Origin of the sequence: Arthrobacter sp. NPDC093128 (assembly GCF_040683875.1) — a bacterium.
In the GTDB taxonomy this organism is placed as follows: Bacteria; Actinomycetota; Actinomycetes; order Actinomycetales; family Micrococcaceae; genus Arthrobacter.
Genome location: NZ_JBFBEY010000001.1, coordinates 406702 through 423415 on the forward strand (window position 1 = coordinate 406702; position 16714 = coordinate 423415).

A 16714-nucleotide genomic window follows, 5' to 3' on the forward strand; every position below is an offset into this window, starting at 1 on the left:
AATGACAACACTGATTGAGGCGCCGCCAACCGACGCCGACGGCCTGCTGCCGTCAAAGAAGAAGTCGTCCGGCGGGGGACTGGGCCAATACATCCTGATCAGGTTCCTGCTGATCTTCCCTACAATTTTCATTCTCGTGACGATGGTGTTCTTCCTGATGCGCATCACGGGCGATCCCATTACAGCGGCCATGGGCGGCAGGCTGCCTCCCGAGCAGTTGGCGGAGCGGATCGCCGCGGCGGGCTATGACCGTCCGATCCTGGTGCAGTACTTCGAGTACCTCGGGCAGCTTGTTACCGGCAATTTCGGCACCACCCTTTCGGACAACCGGCAGGTCACGGAAATGCTGACCACCTACGGGTCGGCCACCCTGGAACTGACCATCAACGCGTTGCTGGTCGCCCTGCTGGTGGGTATTCCGCTGGGCATGATCGCCGCGTACCGGAGGGACCACGCTCCCGACGCCGTGCTGCGCGTCTTCGCCATCGTTTGCTATGGCACGCCGGTGTTCTTCGCCGGCATGCTGCTGAAGCTGACGTTCGCCGTGTGGCTCGGCTGGCTGCCCGTGGCCGGGCGCGCAAAGACTTCCAGCGAGCTGGAGCTCACTTCCCTGCAGTCGCCAACGGGCATCTACTGGCTGGATGCCGTCCGCAGCGGCAACATGGCAGCACTGGGTGACGTCATGGCGCACGCGGTCCTGCCGGCCGTTGCCCTTGGCCTGCTGACCGCAGGCGTTTTCCTCCGACTGGTCCGCACCAACGTGATCGGAACCTTGGGCAGGGACTACATCGAGGCTGGCCGCTCGCGCGGCGTCAGCGAATTCCGGCTGGTGACCAAGCACGCCTACAAGCCGGCGCTCATTCCCATCATCACGGTGATGGGCCTGCAGATCGCCGTGATGCTCGGCGGCGCGGTGCTGACTGAGACCACATTCGAGTGGAAGGGGCTGGGATTCCAGCTGGCCACCTACCTCACGGCCCGTGACTTCGTGGCCGTCCAGGGCATCGTGGTCCTGCTTGCCGTGATTGTGGCCGTGACCAACTTCATCGTGGACATCGTGGCCGCGCTGATCGACCCCCGCGTGAGGTACTGACATGAGCACCCCTACAACTGTCGAACCCACGACGGATCCGCGCGCTTCACTCTTCCGCCGGTTGCCGGTCATCTCGCACTTCAACAAGAGCGTCGGGCTGCAGCGGGGAATGCTGGTGGCGGGACTCATCCTGACCGCCGTGTTCGTCCTTACGGCCGTCTTTGCGCCCCTGCTGGCTCCCTACGGCTATGCCCAGCTCAGCGATGCTGACGGCGGGTTCCCGGCCCAGCAGGCACCGGGCGGAAAACACCTGCTAGGGACCACGGTGGGCGGCTACGATGTTCTGTCCAGGGTTATCTGGGGAACGCAGACGGCCATTATGGTCATCGTTGTCGCAGTCCTGATGTCGATCTTCATCGGCGTCATCCTCGGACTGGTCAGCGGCTACATCGGCGGCTGGCTGGACCGGATCCTCGTTGTCATCGCGGACGCCATCTACGCCTTCCCCTCCCTGCTGGTGGCCATCGTCATGGCGATTGTCATCAGCGGCGGACAATCCAGCCTGTTGGGCGGCATCATGGCCGCGGCAATCTCCATCACGGTGGTCTTCATCCCGCAGTACTTCCGGGTGATCAGGGCAGAGACCATCCGCCTTAAGGCCGAACCCTTTGTGGAAGCGGCCAAGGTGGTCGGGGCGTCCAACATCCGGATCATGAGCCGGCACATCTACAAGAACGCCACCCGCACCCTGCCGCTGATTTTTACGCTCAACGCCTCCGAAGCCATCCTGACCATGGCCGGACTCGGTTTCCTGGGCTTCGGCATCGAACCAAGCTCGGCGGCCGAGTGGGGGTTCGACCTCAAACAGGCGCTCGCCGACACCACGTCCGGCATCTGGTGGACCGGCGTTTTCCCGGGCCTCGCCATCGTGCTGACCGTCGTGGGCCTCACCCTCATGGGCGAAAGCATCAACGACCTCAACGATCCGCGGCTGCGCGGACGAAAAAAGGCCGCCTCCGGTAAGGGCGGGCCTGACACCAACGCAGCCGCCCAGGCTGCGCTCCAAGCTGAAGTGAGAGGCTCATGACTATCAACATCGACAAGCCCGGCACCGGGCCGGTCCTGGACATTGACCACCTCAAAGTCACGTTTGCCACCGACGCCGGCGACGTCTACGCGGTCAAGGACGTCAGCCTGGAGGTGAACCCCGGCGAGGTCGTGGCAATTGTCGGCGAGTCGGGGTCCGGAAAAACAGTTACGGCCAAAACCATCCTGGGACTCCTGCCGGAGACCGCCATCAGCTCCGGCGCGGTGGTGATTAACGGGAACAACGTGATCAGCGTCAGTGCCTCCAAGCTGCGGCAGATCCGCGGCAGGGACGTGGCCATGGTGTTCCAGGAGCCCTCCACGGCACTGAACCCCGTCTTCACCGTGGGGTGGCAGATAGCCGAAGGCATCCGCGCGCATGCGGGCGGCACGGGTAAACGCGTATCGGCCAAGGAAGCCAAGGTCCGGGCAATCGAAGCTCTCCGCAAGGTGGGCATCCCGGACTCTGAAAACCGCGTGGACTACTATCCCCACCAGTTTTCCGGCGGCCAGAAACAGCGTGTAGTCATCGCCGCGGCGCTCGCGCTCAATCCGGGGCTGATTGTGGCCGACGAACCCACGACCGCCCTGGATGTCACCGTCCAGGCGGAGATCCTCCAGTTGCTGCGGGACCTGCGGGACAAATACGGCACGTCGATAGTCCTGATCACCCACAACATGGGTGTGGTGGCCGACCTCGCCGACAGGGTGGTGGTGATGTACCAGGGCGACGTCGTCGAAGAGGCACCTGCCAAGGTGCTGTTTGCGGAGCCGAAGCAGGAATACACCCGGAAGCTGCTGGCAGCCGTGCCGCACCTGGGCCGGAACTCCGCCTCCCAGGGAATGACCACGCGGGCACACCAGGACCGGAAGGTCCTCGTGGAAGCCAAGGGCCTGACCATTGAATACCCGGGCAGGCTGGGCAGTCCAAGCTTCAAGGCCGTGGATGGCGTCAGCTTCACGCTGTCCGAGGGCGAAGTGTTCGGGCTGGTGGGCGAATCAGGGTCCGGCAAGACCACCATAGGCCGTGCCATCGCGGGCCTGAACCGCACCACCGGCGGCAGCCTAAAAGTGCTGGGCTACGAGATGCTGAACCTCAAGGAGCGCACGTTCAAACCCCTCCGCAAGGACATCGGGTTCGTGTTCCAGGACCCGGCGGCTTCGTTCAACCCGCAGCTGACCATCGGCGACTGCGTTGCCGAGCCGCTGATCATCCATAGCAATCCGACGCCTGCCCAGGCGCGGAAACGCGTGGGCGAGCTGCTCGAGTCGGTGCAATTGCCGGCGTCGTACGCTGACCGCTTCCCGCATGAGCTCTCCGGCGGGCAGCGGCAGCGCGCATCACTGGCCCGTGCCCTGATCCTGAACCCCAAACTGCTGATTGCCGACGAGCCCACTTCCGCCCTGGACGTGTCAGTTCAGGCCGTGGTACTGGAACTGTTCAAGGACATCCAGCAGGAGTTCGGGTTTGCCGCACTGTTCATCAGCCACGACCTGGCCGTAGTGGACATCCTGTCCCATTGGGTTGGCGTGCTCTACAAGGGCAAGCTCGTTGAGCAGGGACTTGGCACCCAGGTCATGGGCAACCCGCAACATGACTACACGCGGAAGCTCATCGCGTCGCTGCCCGTACCCGATCCGGACGAACAGGCGAAGCGCCGGGAAGCGAACCGCTCACTGCTTGCCGGTTAGTTCCAGTCCCGGGTGAAGATGCCCGCCGTCCACTGTGGGCGGCGGGCATTTCCGTCAGGCGTTTCCGTTCCTCGGCAACGTTTCGCGGACGCTTAACAGCCACGGGCATTTAGCGCGGTGCCCATAGACTGGAGCCATGACCGAGCAGAACCAAGATCTTTCAGACGCCGAATCCTACGACCCCTCAGCCAGTTCATTGGCCGGACAGGTGGACCAATCGGTGATGGCGGAACTGCTGTCCATCCGGTCCAGCATTGACAACATCGACGCCACCCTTGTCTTCCTTCTGGCCGAGCGGTTCAAGGCCACCCAGAAGGTCGGATTCCTCAAAGCGGCGCACAAGCTCCCGGCAGGGGACCCCGGCCGGGAGACCGCCCAAATCGCACGGCTGCGCCGCCTCGCCGAGGAAGCGCACCTGGACCCGGCCTTTGCGGAAAAATTCCTGAACTTCATTATCGGCGAGGTCATCAGGCACCACGAAGCCATCGCCGAGGACCACCAGGCCGCGGAGAACAATGGAGCCGCCGCCAGCCAGCCGCGGCTTTCGCAGGCCGCCCCGTCCACCGCCGTCGACGCCTAGGCCATGCCGGAATCGAATCGCTCAAGGGCTGGCGGACAGGACCCCAGGAGACAGGACCCCAGGAACCAGGACCCCCGGAACCCTGATTCCCGCAGCGCCGAAGCCGGCGTCACCGAAACCCGCCAAGTCACGGCCACCGCCTTGGGGCCGTGGCCGGGAGAAGACCCGCTGGAGTCAACCCGGATCGTTCGCGGTGAGCTCGGCAGCCCGCATCTGCCTTTCCTTGTGGAGCTCCCGGACCGCGGCGTCGGTTCGGATGCGCTCGGCCGGACGGCCTCACTCCTGGTTGACCTTTCGGTCGACGTCCAGCCCTACGGGTGGCGGATCGTGGACCGCCCGGGGCGGGACCTGATGAAGGCGAAGTCGGCCCTCTCCACGGACGTCAACGTCCTCGCCGATGTCGCCGGGACCGAAGAGAGCCCGGCTCGGGACTTCAAGGTCCAACTGCGCGGACCGCTCAGCCTGGCCGCGGGCCTGCACCTGCACAACGGTGAACGGGCTTTGATCGACTACGGCGCACGACGCGACATCGCCGAGTCGCTGGCAGCCGGCGTCGGCGATTTCCTGTCCCGGGTGGGCACGGCTGTTCCCGGGGCACGATTGGTTGTCCAGATCGATGAACCTGATGTCGCCGCCGTCCTGGCCGGAACGATTCCCACGTCCAGCGGTTACCGGACCCTGCGGTCGGTGCCGGGCCAGGAAGTGACAGAATCGTGGCGGCTGGTGATCGACGCGATCAGGGCCGCCGGCGCTGTGGAAACGGTCATTGCGGTTGCCGAAATCGAAGCCCCCTTTGACCGAATTCTTTCTTCCGGGGCGGACGGGATCGCTGTCCCGCTGAAGGCGCTCACCTCCCGGCAATGGGAAGAGCTCGCCGGCGCAGTCGAGGCGGGGAAGAGCCTATGGGCCGGTGTGCTGCAGGTGAACGACGCGTCAGCTGCCCTGCCACGTGTCCAGGATGCAGTGGAGAACGTGTGGCGGCCCTGGCGTCAGCTGGGACTTCCCGCTTCCGCGCTCGACTCCATCCGAGTGACCCCGTCCGCGGGACTGGCGGGGCACACGCCGTCGTCCGCCACCGCTGTCCTGACCCGGCTGACCCAAGTGGCGGACGGGCTCAACCAGCTGGCCCTCGGCTAAACGCGGCTCTCCCACCTGTCCGGCCGGGCGTAGCCCGGGAGATGGCCGGGCGCCGTGGCCGCGCCAGGGTAGGAGCGGAGCCGGTAATCGAAGCTCCCCGCGTAGACCAGGACGAGGCCCAGTTGCGGCTGGATCACCTTGACCTGGATCCGGTGCTTTCCGTGGCTGCCCTCCGACGGTTCCCACCACTGCTCCGCGTACGCCTTTGCGTCCACAGCGGCCGGTAGCGGGATCCGCAACGGACCCAGGAAAAGCCGGGAGGCCTCGGAAACACCCCGAAGCCGCCCGTCGGCGGTCACGCTGAGATTCAGGTCGGTGACGAGGCGACGGTAGCGGCCCACGTAATCGACCAGTCCCGGGTTGCTTCGGGACTCATCGAAGCTGGTGGTGTCATGGAACAGCCGTGTCTGTCCGGGAAATTGGATCTCACGCCTGGCAGTGAGACTCGACCGGCCGAACGGATCGAGGTGCGCGTGGTTTTCGATCCGGAACGGAATACGCTCACCGTACTCGGGGAAGAACGCTTCCTCCCCGCTGGTGAGCCGCAACAACGGCCGCAGCCACTGCTGCCGGCACCCGACGACGTCGAACACCCCCTCACCCACACCGTAGCGTCCCGACCCGGGAGCAAGGGAAAAGTACTCCTGCAGCTCGGGCTGGAGCCGGGCGAAATCGCTGCCCAGGGCACGTTCATAGATAGGCGTGTTCAAGCTAGCCTCCTGCTTTCCGACAGAACAGTTTTCGACAGGGCAGTCACAGTCTCCCCGCAGCCTTGAGCCGGATGTAGGCGTCCGCGAGGGCCGGCGGCAGTTGGTGCGGTTCGGCGTCGACCACTTCGACCCCCATTTGGCGAAGCTGGATGGCTACCGCCTCGCGTTCCAGTAGCGCGCGTTCGGCTGCTGCCGCGCGGAACACCTGTGCCGCCGTCCCGCGTTCCTTTTGCATGGTGCCCAGCATGGGGTCCCGCACCGAGGCAACCACCACAACATGCTGCTGCGCCAGTTGCGCCGCCATCGGGAGCAGTCCCTCCTCGGGCGCGCCGCCGTCCAGCGGGGTCAGCAGCACCACAAGGGAGCGGTGCGCGGAGATCTGCCGGATCTGGCCCGGGACCTGGCTCCAGTCCAGCTCGATGAGCTCCGGTTCCAGCGGCGCCATGGCCTGCACGAGCTGTCCCAGCAGGTTGCCTTTTGACGCAGAGCCCGCCCGGCCGCGTGTCCGCCGGTCGAAGGCGAAGAAGTCCACACGGTCGCCGCCACGTTCCGCCAGGACGGCGAGCAGCAGGGCCGCCTCGATGCCGGTGTCAAGGCGCGGCTCGTCGTCGATCCTCGCAGCAGACGTCCGGGACGTGTCCAGCATGATCACCACGCGCCGGTCCCGTTCGGGCCGCCAGGTACGGACGACGACGGCGGACCGCCGCGCCGTGGCGCGCCAGTCTATGGAACGCACGTCATCACCGCGGACGTAGTCGCGGAGCGAATCGAATTCGGTGCCGGCGCCCCTGATCTGGACCGCGGCCTTTCCATCGAGCTCACGCAGCTTACGGAGCTTGGACGGAAGGTGGCGCCGCGAATGGAACGGCGGGAGCACCCGGATTGCGCCGGGACAGGGGAGGGTCCGCTGCCGCGCGGCCAGCCGCAGCGGACCGAAGGCGCGAAGGGTCACATGCGGAGCCTTGAGGTCGCCCCGGCGCACAGGCCGGAGCGTCACCGTCATGCGCCGGCGCTCGGCGGCCGGAACGTCCACCCGCTGGCGCGGATTCTGCGCACCCGCCGATGGCTGCCACGCGTCGCGCACCAGGGCACGGAGCGGGCGGTTACCGATGTTCCCGATAGTCAGGACGGATTCGGTGCTTGCGCTGAGCGTGACATTGCCCGGCAAAGTGCGGTCCAGCGTGACCTTCCGGAGCGATGCCGCAACGGAGAGGTCCAGGAGCAGCAATGCGCAGAGGGCGAGGCAGACCAACAGAACCGTGCCCCAGCCGGGAAACAGCATGACCGGCACCAGCCCCGCCAGTGCCAGAAGTACGAACCGTCCTGAAATGGCCATCAGCGCGGAACGGGCACGGATGCCAGGATGCTGGCGAGGACACCGTCCACGTGCACGCCATCCATCTGCGCTTCGGGCTGCAGCGCCACCCGGTGGCGCAGGCAGGGGAGCGCCAGTGCCTTAACGTCGTCCGGTGTCACGAAATGCCGTCCGGACAGCCACGCCCACGCGCGGGCGGCGCTCAGCAGGGCCGTCGCGCCGCGCGGGGACACGCCCAGCTGGAAGGACGGTGCGGCGCGGGTGGCCCTGGCAATGTCCACGATGTAGGCCGCGACTTCCGGCGCCACCTCCACCGCAGCCACTGCCTGGCGCGCCTGCTCCAGTTCGGCAGCGCCTGCCACCGCCCGGACACCGGCCGCGGCCAGGTTCCTGGAATCGAAGCCGGCAGCATGCCTGCGGATGACCTCAATTTCGTCCGCCCGCCCCGGCAGCGGTATGGCGAGCTTGAGCAGGAAACGGTCCAGCTGGGCTTCGGGCAGGGGATAGGTGCCCTCGTACTCCACCGGGTTCTGGGTGGCGGCGACGATGAACGGCACGGGAAGCGGCCGTGAGACACCGTCCGCCGATACCTGGCGTTCCTCCATGGCTTCCAGCAGGGACGCCTGCGTCTTCGGCGGCGTCCTGTTTATTTCATCCGCCAGCAGGATGTTGGTGAAAACCGGGCCCTCCCGGAAACTGAATTCGGAGGTCCGGGAGTCGAAGACCAGCGAGCCGGTAATGTCGCCGGGCATCAGGTCCGGGGTGAACTGGACGCGCTTGGTGTCCAGGCTCAGGGCCGCGGACAGCGTGCGGACCAGCAAGGTCTTGGCCACACCGGGAACCCCTTCGAGCAGCACGTGCCCGCGGCACAGCAGGGCTATCAGCAGCCCCGTGACCGTGGCGTCCTGGCCCACCACGGCCTTTGCCACCTCGTGACGCACATCGAGCAGGGCCTGCCGGACGGGATCCGTGCCGGGAGTGGCCTCCGCCGTTGCCAGGGCAGGGCCGCCGGGGCCGCCCTGAATGAATCCGTTGGTCTGCTCACTCATCGGGCGGTTACCTCTTTCTCTAGGGTGTCCAGCTGCTGGGCCCAACGGACCAGCTCGCTTTCAGTTCGGGGACGGGCCTCCAGCACGCGGGCCGTCTGCTCCGCCGTGCGCCCAAGGTGCCGGCCGGCGGCGTCGACGATGGCCGTAGACTCAGCATCCGGTCCGAGCCGGAGGACCCGCGCGAGCCGGACCAGCGTGCCCGCCCTGAGGTTGTCGGCCGCCCGGTCCACACCATGGGAGTCGTGGTATAGCCGGGCGCGGCCCTCGGCGGTCTCAACGGCCTTGACCACCACCGGCAGCGGCTCGAAGACCAGGGGACCCAGCCGGCGACCCCGCCAGACCATCGCCAGCACTGCCACCAGGGCAAGCCACGGGCCGAGGAAGGCCACCCACGGCGGGGCCAGCTCATCCAGGGTCTTCGGCGTGTCCGCAGTGGTGACATCCGCAATGCCGGGGAGATACCAGACAAGATGGTCCGAGCCCCCAAGGGTCCGCAGCGCAAGCGCGGCGTTGCCTTGTTCATCGAGCCGGCCGTTACTGATGATCTGCGTACTGCCCAGCACCACCAGCCGGCCGTCGTCGCTGGTGGCATACAGCCCGCCAAGGCCTTCCGAGGGCTCATAGCAAGGGCGGTCGGCCTGGTAGAGGTAGGCGGACTCCGCAGTGACCGCTCCGGCGGTGGCGGGATCATCCGTCCCGCAGCCGGGATCCAGCGTGGCAACCCCCGCCGGGACAACTCCGGCAGGGCGGATGTCACCGCCGAGGGCGCTGAGCGCGTTCAGCCTGGGAGTCACCACGACCAGCCTGTCCGTGGCCTGCTGCAGCTCCTGAAGCTGTTCGCGGTCCAGGTAGCCGTTTCGGTCGTAGAGGAGCAAAGTTGTTCCGCTGCTGTCCCCACTGTCCTCGGACGTATCGTCCAGGGCGGACATCGTTGCCGCGAAGTTGTCGGTCTGGCGGACATCCACGCCCTGGTTTCGCAGTATTTCGGCTACGGCCCTCGCTCCGTCCGGGGCTGCGTTTCGCGTGGACAGGGGAACGGTGTCGCCGCGGGGCGAAAGCTGGGCAACAATCGTCAGCGCCACACCCAGCGCGAAGACCATGCCGATGAGGGTCCACGTACGGTGCCGGCGGATCCATGCCCTGACGGTTTGGCCGGCGAGGCCACTTCCGGCGGCAGGCCCCGGCGAAGAGGGCCGATCCTCCGACTCAAGTACTGGCGTCATAACGGCAGCGCCAGGCGGTCCACGGCCGGCCGGCCGAAGTCGGGCTTTGCGGATTCCAGAAGCTGATCCAGCCCCACCATGTCGGCGTGATCCCTGGCGGTGGCGTCCTCGCTGCCGTACCGGACGGCGTCGAATTGATCGGCGGCCCGGCGCAGCTGCGCGGCACAGCCGCCGAAGGCGCCGGCCAGCTGGCCGGCCACCTCGTCCGCCGTCCGGCCCGGCAGCGGGTCGATCACCGTTCGCTCCTCCGCGGACCGGACGATGGCCCTGAATTGTTCGACGACGGCGGTTCGCCAGTCGGAGCGTGCGGCCGCGGCTGCCGCGAGCCGCCGGTATTCCGCCGGGCTGATGGAGGGATCGGCGTCGACGACGTCTCCGGCCGGGCGCCGGCGGGCGTTCAGCCGGGGACGCGCGAGGAGGATGGCCACTGCGATGAGGATCACAATGGTCACCCCGATGGCCGGTACGGCGACGCCGCTGTCAATTGCGGGGTCGCCGCTATTGAGCGATCGCAGCCAGTCCGTGAATTGCCGCCACAGATCGGTCAGCCAGTCCGGTTGTGCGTCCCGGTACACGGGTTTGGACAGTTCTTCGGCGGCCCACCTGCTGGCCTCCTGCCTGTCGGGCTCGACGGGAGGTTCAGCCGGCGTCCGGCCGGCGGCCGAATGCAGGACCGTACCCACCGCGGATGCCGCCTCGGAAAGGGCCGGCCGGCTCATCCGGAGCCCGGGGGCGGCCGGTAGCCCTGGGGTGGGCCGTAGCCCGGGGGCGGGCCGTAGCCCGGGGGCGGGCCGTAGCCCGGGGGCGGGCCGTAGGGGGCGTGGGACCAGCCGCCGGGAGCAGGACGGCCAGCGTTCTCCTCCGGGGCGATGCCGCGTCCGGGGACGCCGTTGGCGTCCGTGCTTGATTCCAGCAGCCGGAGAAGGGCGAGGTCGAGTCCTTCCTTGCGCATCCGGAGGTCCATGTACAACAGGCCCATCACGGAGGTTTGGAAGGCGTACGCCACTGCCCCTACGAGAGCCGAGACGATGAGTGACGCGATTCCGACGCCCACTGCGAGGGCACGTTGCGCGTCGTCGCCGCCATGGGGCGCGACGACGGAGGAAAATCCGCCGGAAACGAGACTGATGGGGATCAGGACAATCTGGCTGATAATGCCGATGAGGAGGGAAACGACCAGCGTGATGCCGAAGATCCGCCACCAGTTGTGCCGAGTCAACTGCCAGGACCTTCGGAGGCCGTCAAGTACGTCCAGTTCCTCGACGACAATCGCAGCCGGCGTCACGAGGAACCGGATGGAGAGCAACAGCACGGTCGCCATGGTGCCGAGGAACAGGGGGACGATGATGAGCGCAGACATTCCGCCCATCGAATCTGCCAGGAGCCAGGTCCCGCCCACCAGTACGGCGACGACGGCGATACTGGCCAGGATCATGAGCCCACCAAGCCCGAGCAATGAGCCGATCCTGGACCGCGACAGCGACCACATCTCCTTAAAACCGGTGCGCCAATTAAGGACGGACCGGGCCACGGGAACCACCATCACGCCCTGAAGCACAAGCGAGATAAAGACGGACACCAGTCCGAGAATGACGGCACCGGCCAGGACGCCGAGGCCCAGGCCGACCATTTCCGTAGGGCTCAGGCTTTCCAGCCACAGCCCGAGGGACTCGCCGTCCGATCCGGCTTGTGCCGCCGCGAGCGCACCGGCAATGGTTCCCAGGGCCTGTGCCAGGAGGCCCGCCCCCAGCATCGCTGCGGCGTTGCGCCTGATGGTCTGAAACGAGCCGTCCAGGATTTCGCCGAACATCAGTGGTCGCAGCGGAACTATCCCGGGCTTCGGCGGGGCGACATACCCCGGCTGAACGTACGCCGGCTGATTGAAGGAAGGCTGTGGCCCCGGGTAGGGGGAACGCCACTGCGGCTGTCCGCCGTGACCGGGCTGCTGCGTGTTCCATTGCGGCGCCCCCCATTGCGGCTGGTTTCCGCCGGAGGCACCCTGCGGCGGGTTCCACTGCGATTGGCTTCCCTGGTGGGGCGGCTGCGGCGCGGGCCACTGCTGCGGTGCGCCCCCTGCGGGTGGCTCCACCGGCTGCCCCTCCCGGGGCCGCGCGTTCGGATCCTGCTCTGACAACCTGTTCCTCCCCAAAAGATGCTGTCCGCGAGCAGCCCGGCCGAAACTCCGGCCCGACGCTCCGGACCGGCGGTGTCCTGCACCGTCCGGCCCGCTCCCAGCCTATAGTTTTGCCCGCATGCCTCATAGCCTCGGGCGCATTCTTCGCGGTGTGGCGCCGGTCCGGCCACCGTTCCGCGTCCCGCCCGGCGGGTGACCGCGCCATGCCGTGTCGGCCCTCAACGGGACAAAGCCCATTCAATAGGCGAATATATAACTATGAAGGCACGCATTCTGGTAGTGGACGATGACGAGGCGCTGGCCGAGATGATCGGAATTGTTTTGCGCAATGACGGCTTCGAGCCGGTCTTTTGCGCAGACGGGGCACAGGCGCTGGAAGTCTTTCGTTCCTCGAAGCCGGACCTCGTGCTGTTGGACCTGATGCTTCCTGGCATGGACGGCATCGAAGTGTGCCGGCAGATCCGCGCTGAGTCGGATTCGCCCATCGTCATGCTGACCGCGAAGTCGGATACCTCGGATGTGGTCCGCGGCCTGGAATCCGGCGCCGACGACTATGTGCCCAAACCGTTCAAGCCGGCCGAATTGGTTGCGCGGGTTAGGGCGAGACTCCGCCCGGGAGACCAAAAGGCCCCAGAAACCCTGCGGATTGCTGACATCACCATTGACGTGGCAGGGCACCTGGTGAGCCGCAACGACGAACGCATCTCGCTGACACCCCTGGAGTTTGACCTGCTCGTTGCACTCGCCCGCAAACCGTGGCAGGTCTTCACCCGCGAACTGCTGCTGGAACAGGTCTGGGGATACCGGCACGCGGCAGACACGCGCCTTGTGAACGTCCACGTCCAGCGGCTGAGGTCAAAGATTGAACGCGACCCTGAAGCCCCCGAAGTTGTCTTGACGGTCCGTGGTGTCGGCTACAAAGCAGGTTCCTGACCCGTCCAGCGGCGAAGCCGGCGGCAAGCCGGAGGTAGCCCGCCCGCCAAAAACGGAACACGCCCACGTCCACGGTGCTCCGGAGCATACCGATGCCATGGCCGGTGTGCTCTCTGACTTGCCGTTCCGAACCCGCATCTGGATACGCCGCGCCCGGATCGTAGGACTCCGGGTCGCCCGGCTCGTCCGCACTGGCCTGATCCGGCTCCTGCCCGGTGTCCGTTTCCTGCTGCGGGCGTTGCACCGGCGTTGGCGCAGGTCCCTGCAGTTCCGGACGGTCCTCACCACGCTGCTGCTCTCGATTGGGTCGTTCGCCGTGGTGGGCGCGTACTTGTCGAACCAGATCGCCAACAATTTGTTCCAGGAACGGTTGACCCAGGCGGAATCGGAGACGCTGTACAACGTCAAGCAGGTCCAGGACACGTTTGATGGCGCCCAGGTCACTGACCAGTCGAGCGTTATTACACTCGTCTACGACACGCTAAACGCCGTTGAGGGGCGCGGGAACGTGATCCAGCGTCGATATGTCTTCGAGGCGATGCCGGAACAGACCAAACCGCGCAACCGCTGGGTGGAATCACGGGCATCGGACCAGCTCACCGTCAGCGTCATCCCGCCCGAATTGCGGAAAGCCGTTCAGGAATCCGGCAAGGACCAGTTCTGGGCATCCACCGAGTTCCCGGTAGGCACTGAGGACCGGCCGGGAATTGCCGTGGGCAACAAAGTCACCTTCAACGGCACCGTGTATGAGCTGTACCTTATCTACGACCTGAACACCGCGCAGAAAACGCTCAACGAAATACAGAACGTCCTGCTGGCCGGCGGGGCGGTGTTGGTCCTGATCATTGGGGCCATTGCCTGGTATGTGACCCGGAACGTGGTGAGCCCGGTCAGCCATGCAGCCGTCGTCTCCGAGAAACTGGCGGCCGGCCAGCTGCAGGAGCGGATGGTGGTCAAGGGCGAGGACGAGGTGGCCAGGCTGGGCGCATCGTTCAACCACATGGCCGCCAGCCTGCAGGAACAGATCACGCAGCTGGCCACGCTCTCGCAAATGCAGCAGCGCTTCGTCTCCGATGTGTCCCACGAGCTTCGCACGCCGCTCACCACCGTGCGGATGGCCGCCGAAGTACTGTACGACGCGCGCCATGATTTCGATCCGATCAACAAGCGCTCGGCCGAGCTCCTGTACAACCAGGTGGAACGCTTCCAGTCCCTTCTGGCTGACCTCCTGGAGATTTCCCGGTTCGACGCGGGCGTGGCCGTGCTCGACGCCGAGCCCACCGATATCCTGCAGCTCATCGCGAATGTCGTGGAGGACGCCGGACCAGTCGCCGCCGAATACGGTTCGGACGTCACCATCAATTCCCGGGAAAAGAGCATCGTGGTGGAGATGGACGACCGGCGGATCGAGCGAATCCTGCGCAACCTCGTGCTCAACGCGCTTGAACACAGCGAAGGCAACCCGGTCAATATCTCCGTCGCTGCGAACGATACCGCCGTGGCGGTTGCAGTCCGTGACCACGGGATCGGCATGACACCGTCCGAGGCCGCCCGGGTCTTTGACCGGTTCTGGCGGGCGGACCCCGCGCGGGCGCGCACCACCGGCGGCAGCGGTTTGGGCCTTTCCATTGCGGCGGAAGACACGAAACTCCACAACGGGTGGCTTCAGGCCTGGGGCAGCAAAGGAACAGGATCAAATTTCAGGCTGACACTGCCGCTGAAGCAGGGCGAGGCCATCTCCAAGTCGCCGCTCCAGCTGGAACCTGCGGACGTCGCACTCCCTGGCACGGGCCAGGGCACCATGCTGCTCCTTGGAGCCGTCGCGCCGCCGGACTCCGAAGGTACAGTGCAGACTGCGGAGCCGGGGCCGGTCAAGCCAACGGCTGCCTCGCCGGTCGCGACGCAAGACACGGGCGGGGATGAAGCGAAATGAACGCAACATCACGAAGGCCAGGCGCTGCTGCCGCCGCTCTTTTGGCGGTGCTGTTCCTGCTGCTGACCTCCTGCGCCCAGATTCCGCGCTCCGGACCCGTCGGGAAAAGCACGGATGAGAGCGCGGGCAAGCCCAACAACGCACCCGTTTTCTTTCCGGTGGCTCCGCGGGAAGGCGCCGCACCCGAATCCATCATCGATGACTTCTATCTGGCGGGCAGTGGCTACGAAGACGACTATGCGGTGGCGCGGGAGTACCTGACCCAGGCCGAGTCCGTGGCCTGGAAGCCGGACCAGAGGACACTGGTTTTCCGCTCAACCAAGGTGGTCCGGACGGGCGTCGAAAACGTGTACAACTACGAGCTTGATGTGGCGTACTCCGTCGACGCAGACGGCATCGCCACGCAGTTTCCCGAGGGCACCAAAGAAACTGTCCAGGTCACCCTGACTCAGGTGGACGGCGAGTGGCGGATCTCCGGAATCCCGGACGGGACCGCTATTCCCGAACAGACGTTCAAGGTGATCTACGGCGCCTACCCCATCTACTTCTATGATCCGAGCTTCACCTACGCGGTACCGGACGTCAGATGGTTCATCAAGAAGAAAACCGTCAAGGCGATGACCAGTGCACTGCTCAGCGGACCAGCACCGTATCTCAAGGGAGCCGTTGTCAGCGCCTTCCCCTCGGGGATGAAACTGGCCCGCGAGTCAGTCCCGGTGGTCTCCGGCGCGGCCCAGGTGGACCTGAGTGCCAAGGAGCTGGTGGAAGCTTCCAGCGAAGACAGGCTGCGGATGCAGACACAACTGGCGCTGACCTTCCGCGGCCAACCCGACGTTGTCAACGTAGAGCTCAGGGCGAACCAGGACCTGGTCCGCGTGGAGGACAACGGGTCCGTGCTGCCTCCCGTCCGTGACAAGAACGTCCCGGCCCGCCAGATTGCCGTGAATGAGGGCCAGCTGGTCCGCTACGAGAACAACAGGATTTCGCCGCTTCCGGATATCCAGTCCGTGGGGGCACTCGATCCGGTTTCCCCGGCCGAGTCCCCGGCATCACAGTCCATAGCGTTCCTCAACAGCACCACGACGACGCTGTACTCGATTGTGCCGGGGCAGCCCGCGAGGGCGCTGACTACGCGTTCCACCCTCACCCACCCGTCGTTCGGCCTGGGGGACTGGGTCTGGACTGCCGGCCCCGGGGCCAACGGTGCCACCGAAGTCCTTGCCTACCGCCCCACCGGCGTCGCCGAGGGTGCCAGCATGCCAACTGTGACGCTGGCACCCGCGTGGCTCGCAGGACGCACCGTCAAGGAGTTCCGAATATCCCGGGAGGGGGTGCGTGCCCTGGTGATTTCCGAGCAAAACGGGAAAACCCGCGTGCAGGTGACGGGAATCGTCCGCAACGCTGACGGCACACCCCGGGACCTCACTGCCCCGACGACCCTCCTGACCGACCGCCAACCGGACCAGGGTGTCTGGGTCAGCGACACCACTGTCGCGGTCATGAAGGGATCGGCCACCGACAACGTCACGCCGGAATTGCTCTCCCTGGCTGCTTCACAGCCCCAGCAACTGGCTCCCTGGCCGGGGCTCACCGCGATTAGCGCAGGCAACGGACCGGAGGAAATCTTCGGGCAGTCCGCTGACGGTATCTTCCAGCGCCTCGGAAACGGGTGGTCACCCCAGCTGAAGGGACCGGTGGACCCGTCGTTCCCGGGCTGACGCAGCGGCCTTTCCCGGCACGCCGTAGGGCGTGCGGCCAGAGGCGCGATGTCCACATAGGCACCTCGCGGGCTTCCTAGCTGTACTGCCCAGGCAGGTTGGTTAATCGGCTGATGGGCGGGTGGCCTCCGATTGCGGTGTGGGGCCTGTGGTGATTGTAGTGGTGCAGCC

Annotated in this window: 14 protein-coding genes; 8 read left to right on the forward strand and 6 right to left on the reverse strand. The window is 66.1% G+C overall.

Features of this window, described 5'->3' with window-relative positions; translation table 11 throughout:
* The first annotated feature begins 1 nt into the window (after position 1).
* The 5 genes from AB0N24_RS01940 (at position 2) to AB0N24_RS01960 (ending at position 5528) form a co-directional block, all read left to right on the forward strand.
* Positions 2-1093 carry an ABC transporter permease gene (locus AB0N24_RS01940; protein WP_364119657.1) on the forward strand — a complete coding sequence of 364 codons (1092 nt, stop codon included), beginning with the start codon at positions 2-4 and terminating at the stop codon, positions 1091-1093.
* 1 nt (position 1094) lies between these two features.
* Positions 1095-2120 carry an ABC transporter permease gene (locus AB0N24_RS01945; RefSeq protein ID WP_364119660.1) on the forward strand — a complete coding sequence of 342 codons (1026 nt, stop codon included), beginning with the start codon at positions 1095-1097 and terminating at the stop codon, positions 2118-2120.
* Entirely contained in the window at positions 2117-3811 is a 1695-nt protein-coding gene (locus AB0N24_RS01950) for an ABC transporter ATP-binding protein (RefSeq protein WP_364119663.1), read from the forward strand. Before AB0N24_RS01945 ends, AB0N24_RS01950 begins: the two co-directional genes overlap by 4 nt.
* 136 nt (positions 3812-3947) lie before the next feature.
* The gene (locus AB0N24_RS01955; RefSeq protein WP_104172242.1) at positions 3948-4391 is read left to right on the forward strand and encodes a chorismate mutase; all 444 of its coding nucleotides are present in this window, start codon (positions 3948-3950) and stop codon (positions 4389-4391) included.
* A 3-nt stretch (positions 4392-4394) separates the two neighbouring features.
* Positions 4395-5528, forward strand: coding sequence for a hypothetical protein (locus tag AB0N24_RS01960; protein WP_364119666.1), 1134 nt, complete (start codon positions 4395-4397; stop codon positions 5526-5528).
* Here AB0N24_RS01960 and AB0N24_RS01965 read toward each other — a convergent pair.
* The 6 genes from AB0N24_RS01965 to AB0N24_RS01990 are packed head-to-tail and all read right to left on the reverse strand — an operon-like array spanning position 5525 to position 11959.
* The gene (locus AB0N24_RS01965) at positions 5525-6238 is read right to left on the reverse strand and encodes a DUF4166 domain-containing protein (RefSeq protein WP_364119669.1); all 714 of its coding nucleotides are present in this window, start codon (positions 6236-6238) and stop codon (positions 5525-5527) included. The two genes, AB0N24_RS01960 and AB0N24_RS01965, sit on opposite strands and share 4 nt — an antisense overlap.
* Positions 6239-6281: 43 nt before the next feature.
* Positions 6282-7574 carry a DUF58 domain-containing protein gene (locus AB0N24_RS01970; protein ID WP_364119672.1) on the reverse strand — a complete coding sequence of 431 codons (1293 nt, stop codon included), beginning with the start codon at positions 7572-7574 and terminating at the stop codon, positions 6282-6284.
* Positions 7574-8602 (reverse strand): MoxR family ATPase, encoded by a 1029-nt coding sequence (locus tag AB0N24_RS01975; RefSeq protein ID WP_364119675.1) that lies wholly within the window; start codon positions 8600-8602, stop codon positions 7574-7576. The genes AB0N24_RS01970 and AB0N24_RS01975 overlap by 1 nt, the downstream gene beginning before the upstream one ends.
* Positions 8599-9825, reverse strand: coding sequence for a DUF4350 domain-containing protein (locus AB0N24_RS01980; protein ID WP_364119677.1), 1227 nt, complete (start codon positions 9823-9825; stop codon positions 8599-8601). Before AB0N24_RS01980 ends, AB0N24_RS01975 begins: the two co-directional genes overlap by 4 nt.
* A complete protein-coding gene (locus AB0N24_RS01985; RefSeq protein WP_364119679.1) occupies positions 9822-10544 on the reverse strand; it encodes a DUF4129 domain-containing protein in 723 nt (240 codons plus the stop codon). Before AB0N24_RS01985 ends, AB0N24_RS01980 begins: the two co-directional genes overlap by 4 nt.
* Complete coding sequence (locus tag AB0N24_RS01990) at positions 10541-11959, reverse strand: hypothetical protein (RefSeq protein WP_364119682.1); 1419 nt, start codon at positions 11957-11959, stop codon at positions 10541-10543. Before AB0N24_RS01990 ends, AB0N24_RS01985 begins: the two co-directional genes overlap by 4 nt.
* Before the next feature lie 258 nt (positions 11960-12217).
* Here AB0N24_RS01990 and mtrA point away from each other — a divergent pair, with 258 nt between their 5' ends.
* The 3 genes from mtrA (at position 12218) to AB0N24_RS02005 (ending at position 16543) form a co-directional block, all read left to right on the forward strand.
* Entirely contained in the window at positions 12218-12892 is a 675-nt protein-coding gene (mtrA, locus tag AB0N24_RS01995; RefSeq protein WP_104172248.1) for an MtrAB system response regulator MtrA, read from the forward strand.
* A 97-nt stretch (positions 12893-12989) separates the two neighbouring features.
* Positions 12990-14825 carry an MtrAB system histidine kinase MtrB gene (mtrB, locus tag AB0N24_RS02000; protein WP_364119743.1) on the forward strand — a complete coding sequence of 612 codons (1836 nt, stop codon included), beginning with the start codon at positions 12990-12992 and terminating at the stop codon, positions 14823-14825.
* Positions 14822-16543 carry an LpqB family beta-propeller domain-containing protein gene (locus AB0N24_RS02005; protein ID WP_364119685.1) on the forward strand — a complete coding sequence of 574 codons (1722 nt, stop codon included), beginning with the start codon at positions 14822-14824 and terminating at the stop codon, positions 16541-16543. Before mtrB ends, AB0N24_RS02005 begins: the two co-directional genes overlap by 4 nt.
* Positions 16544-16714: the final 171 nt, after the last annotated feature.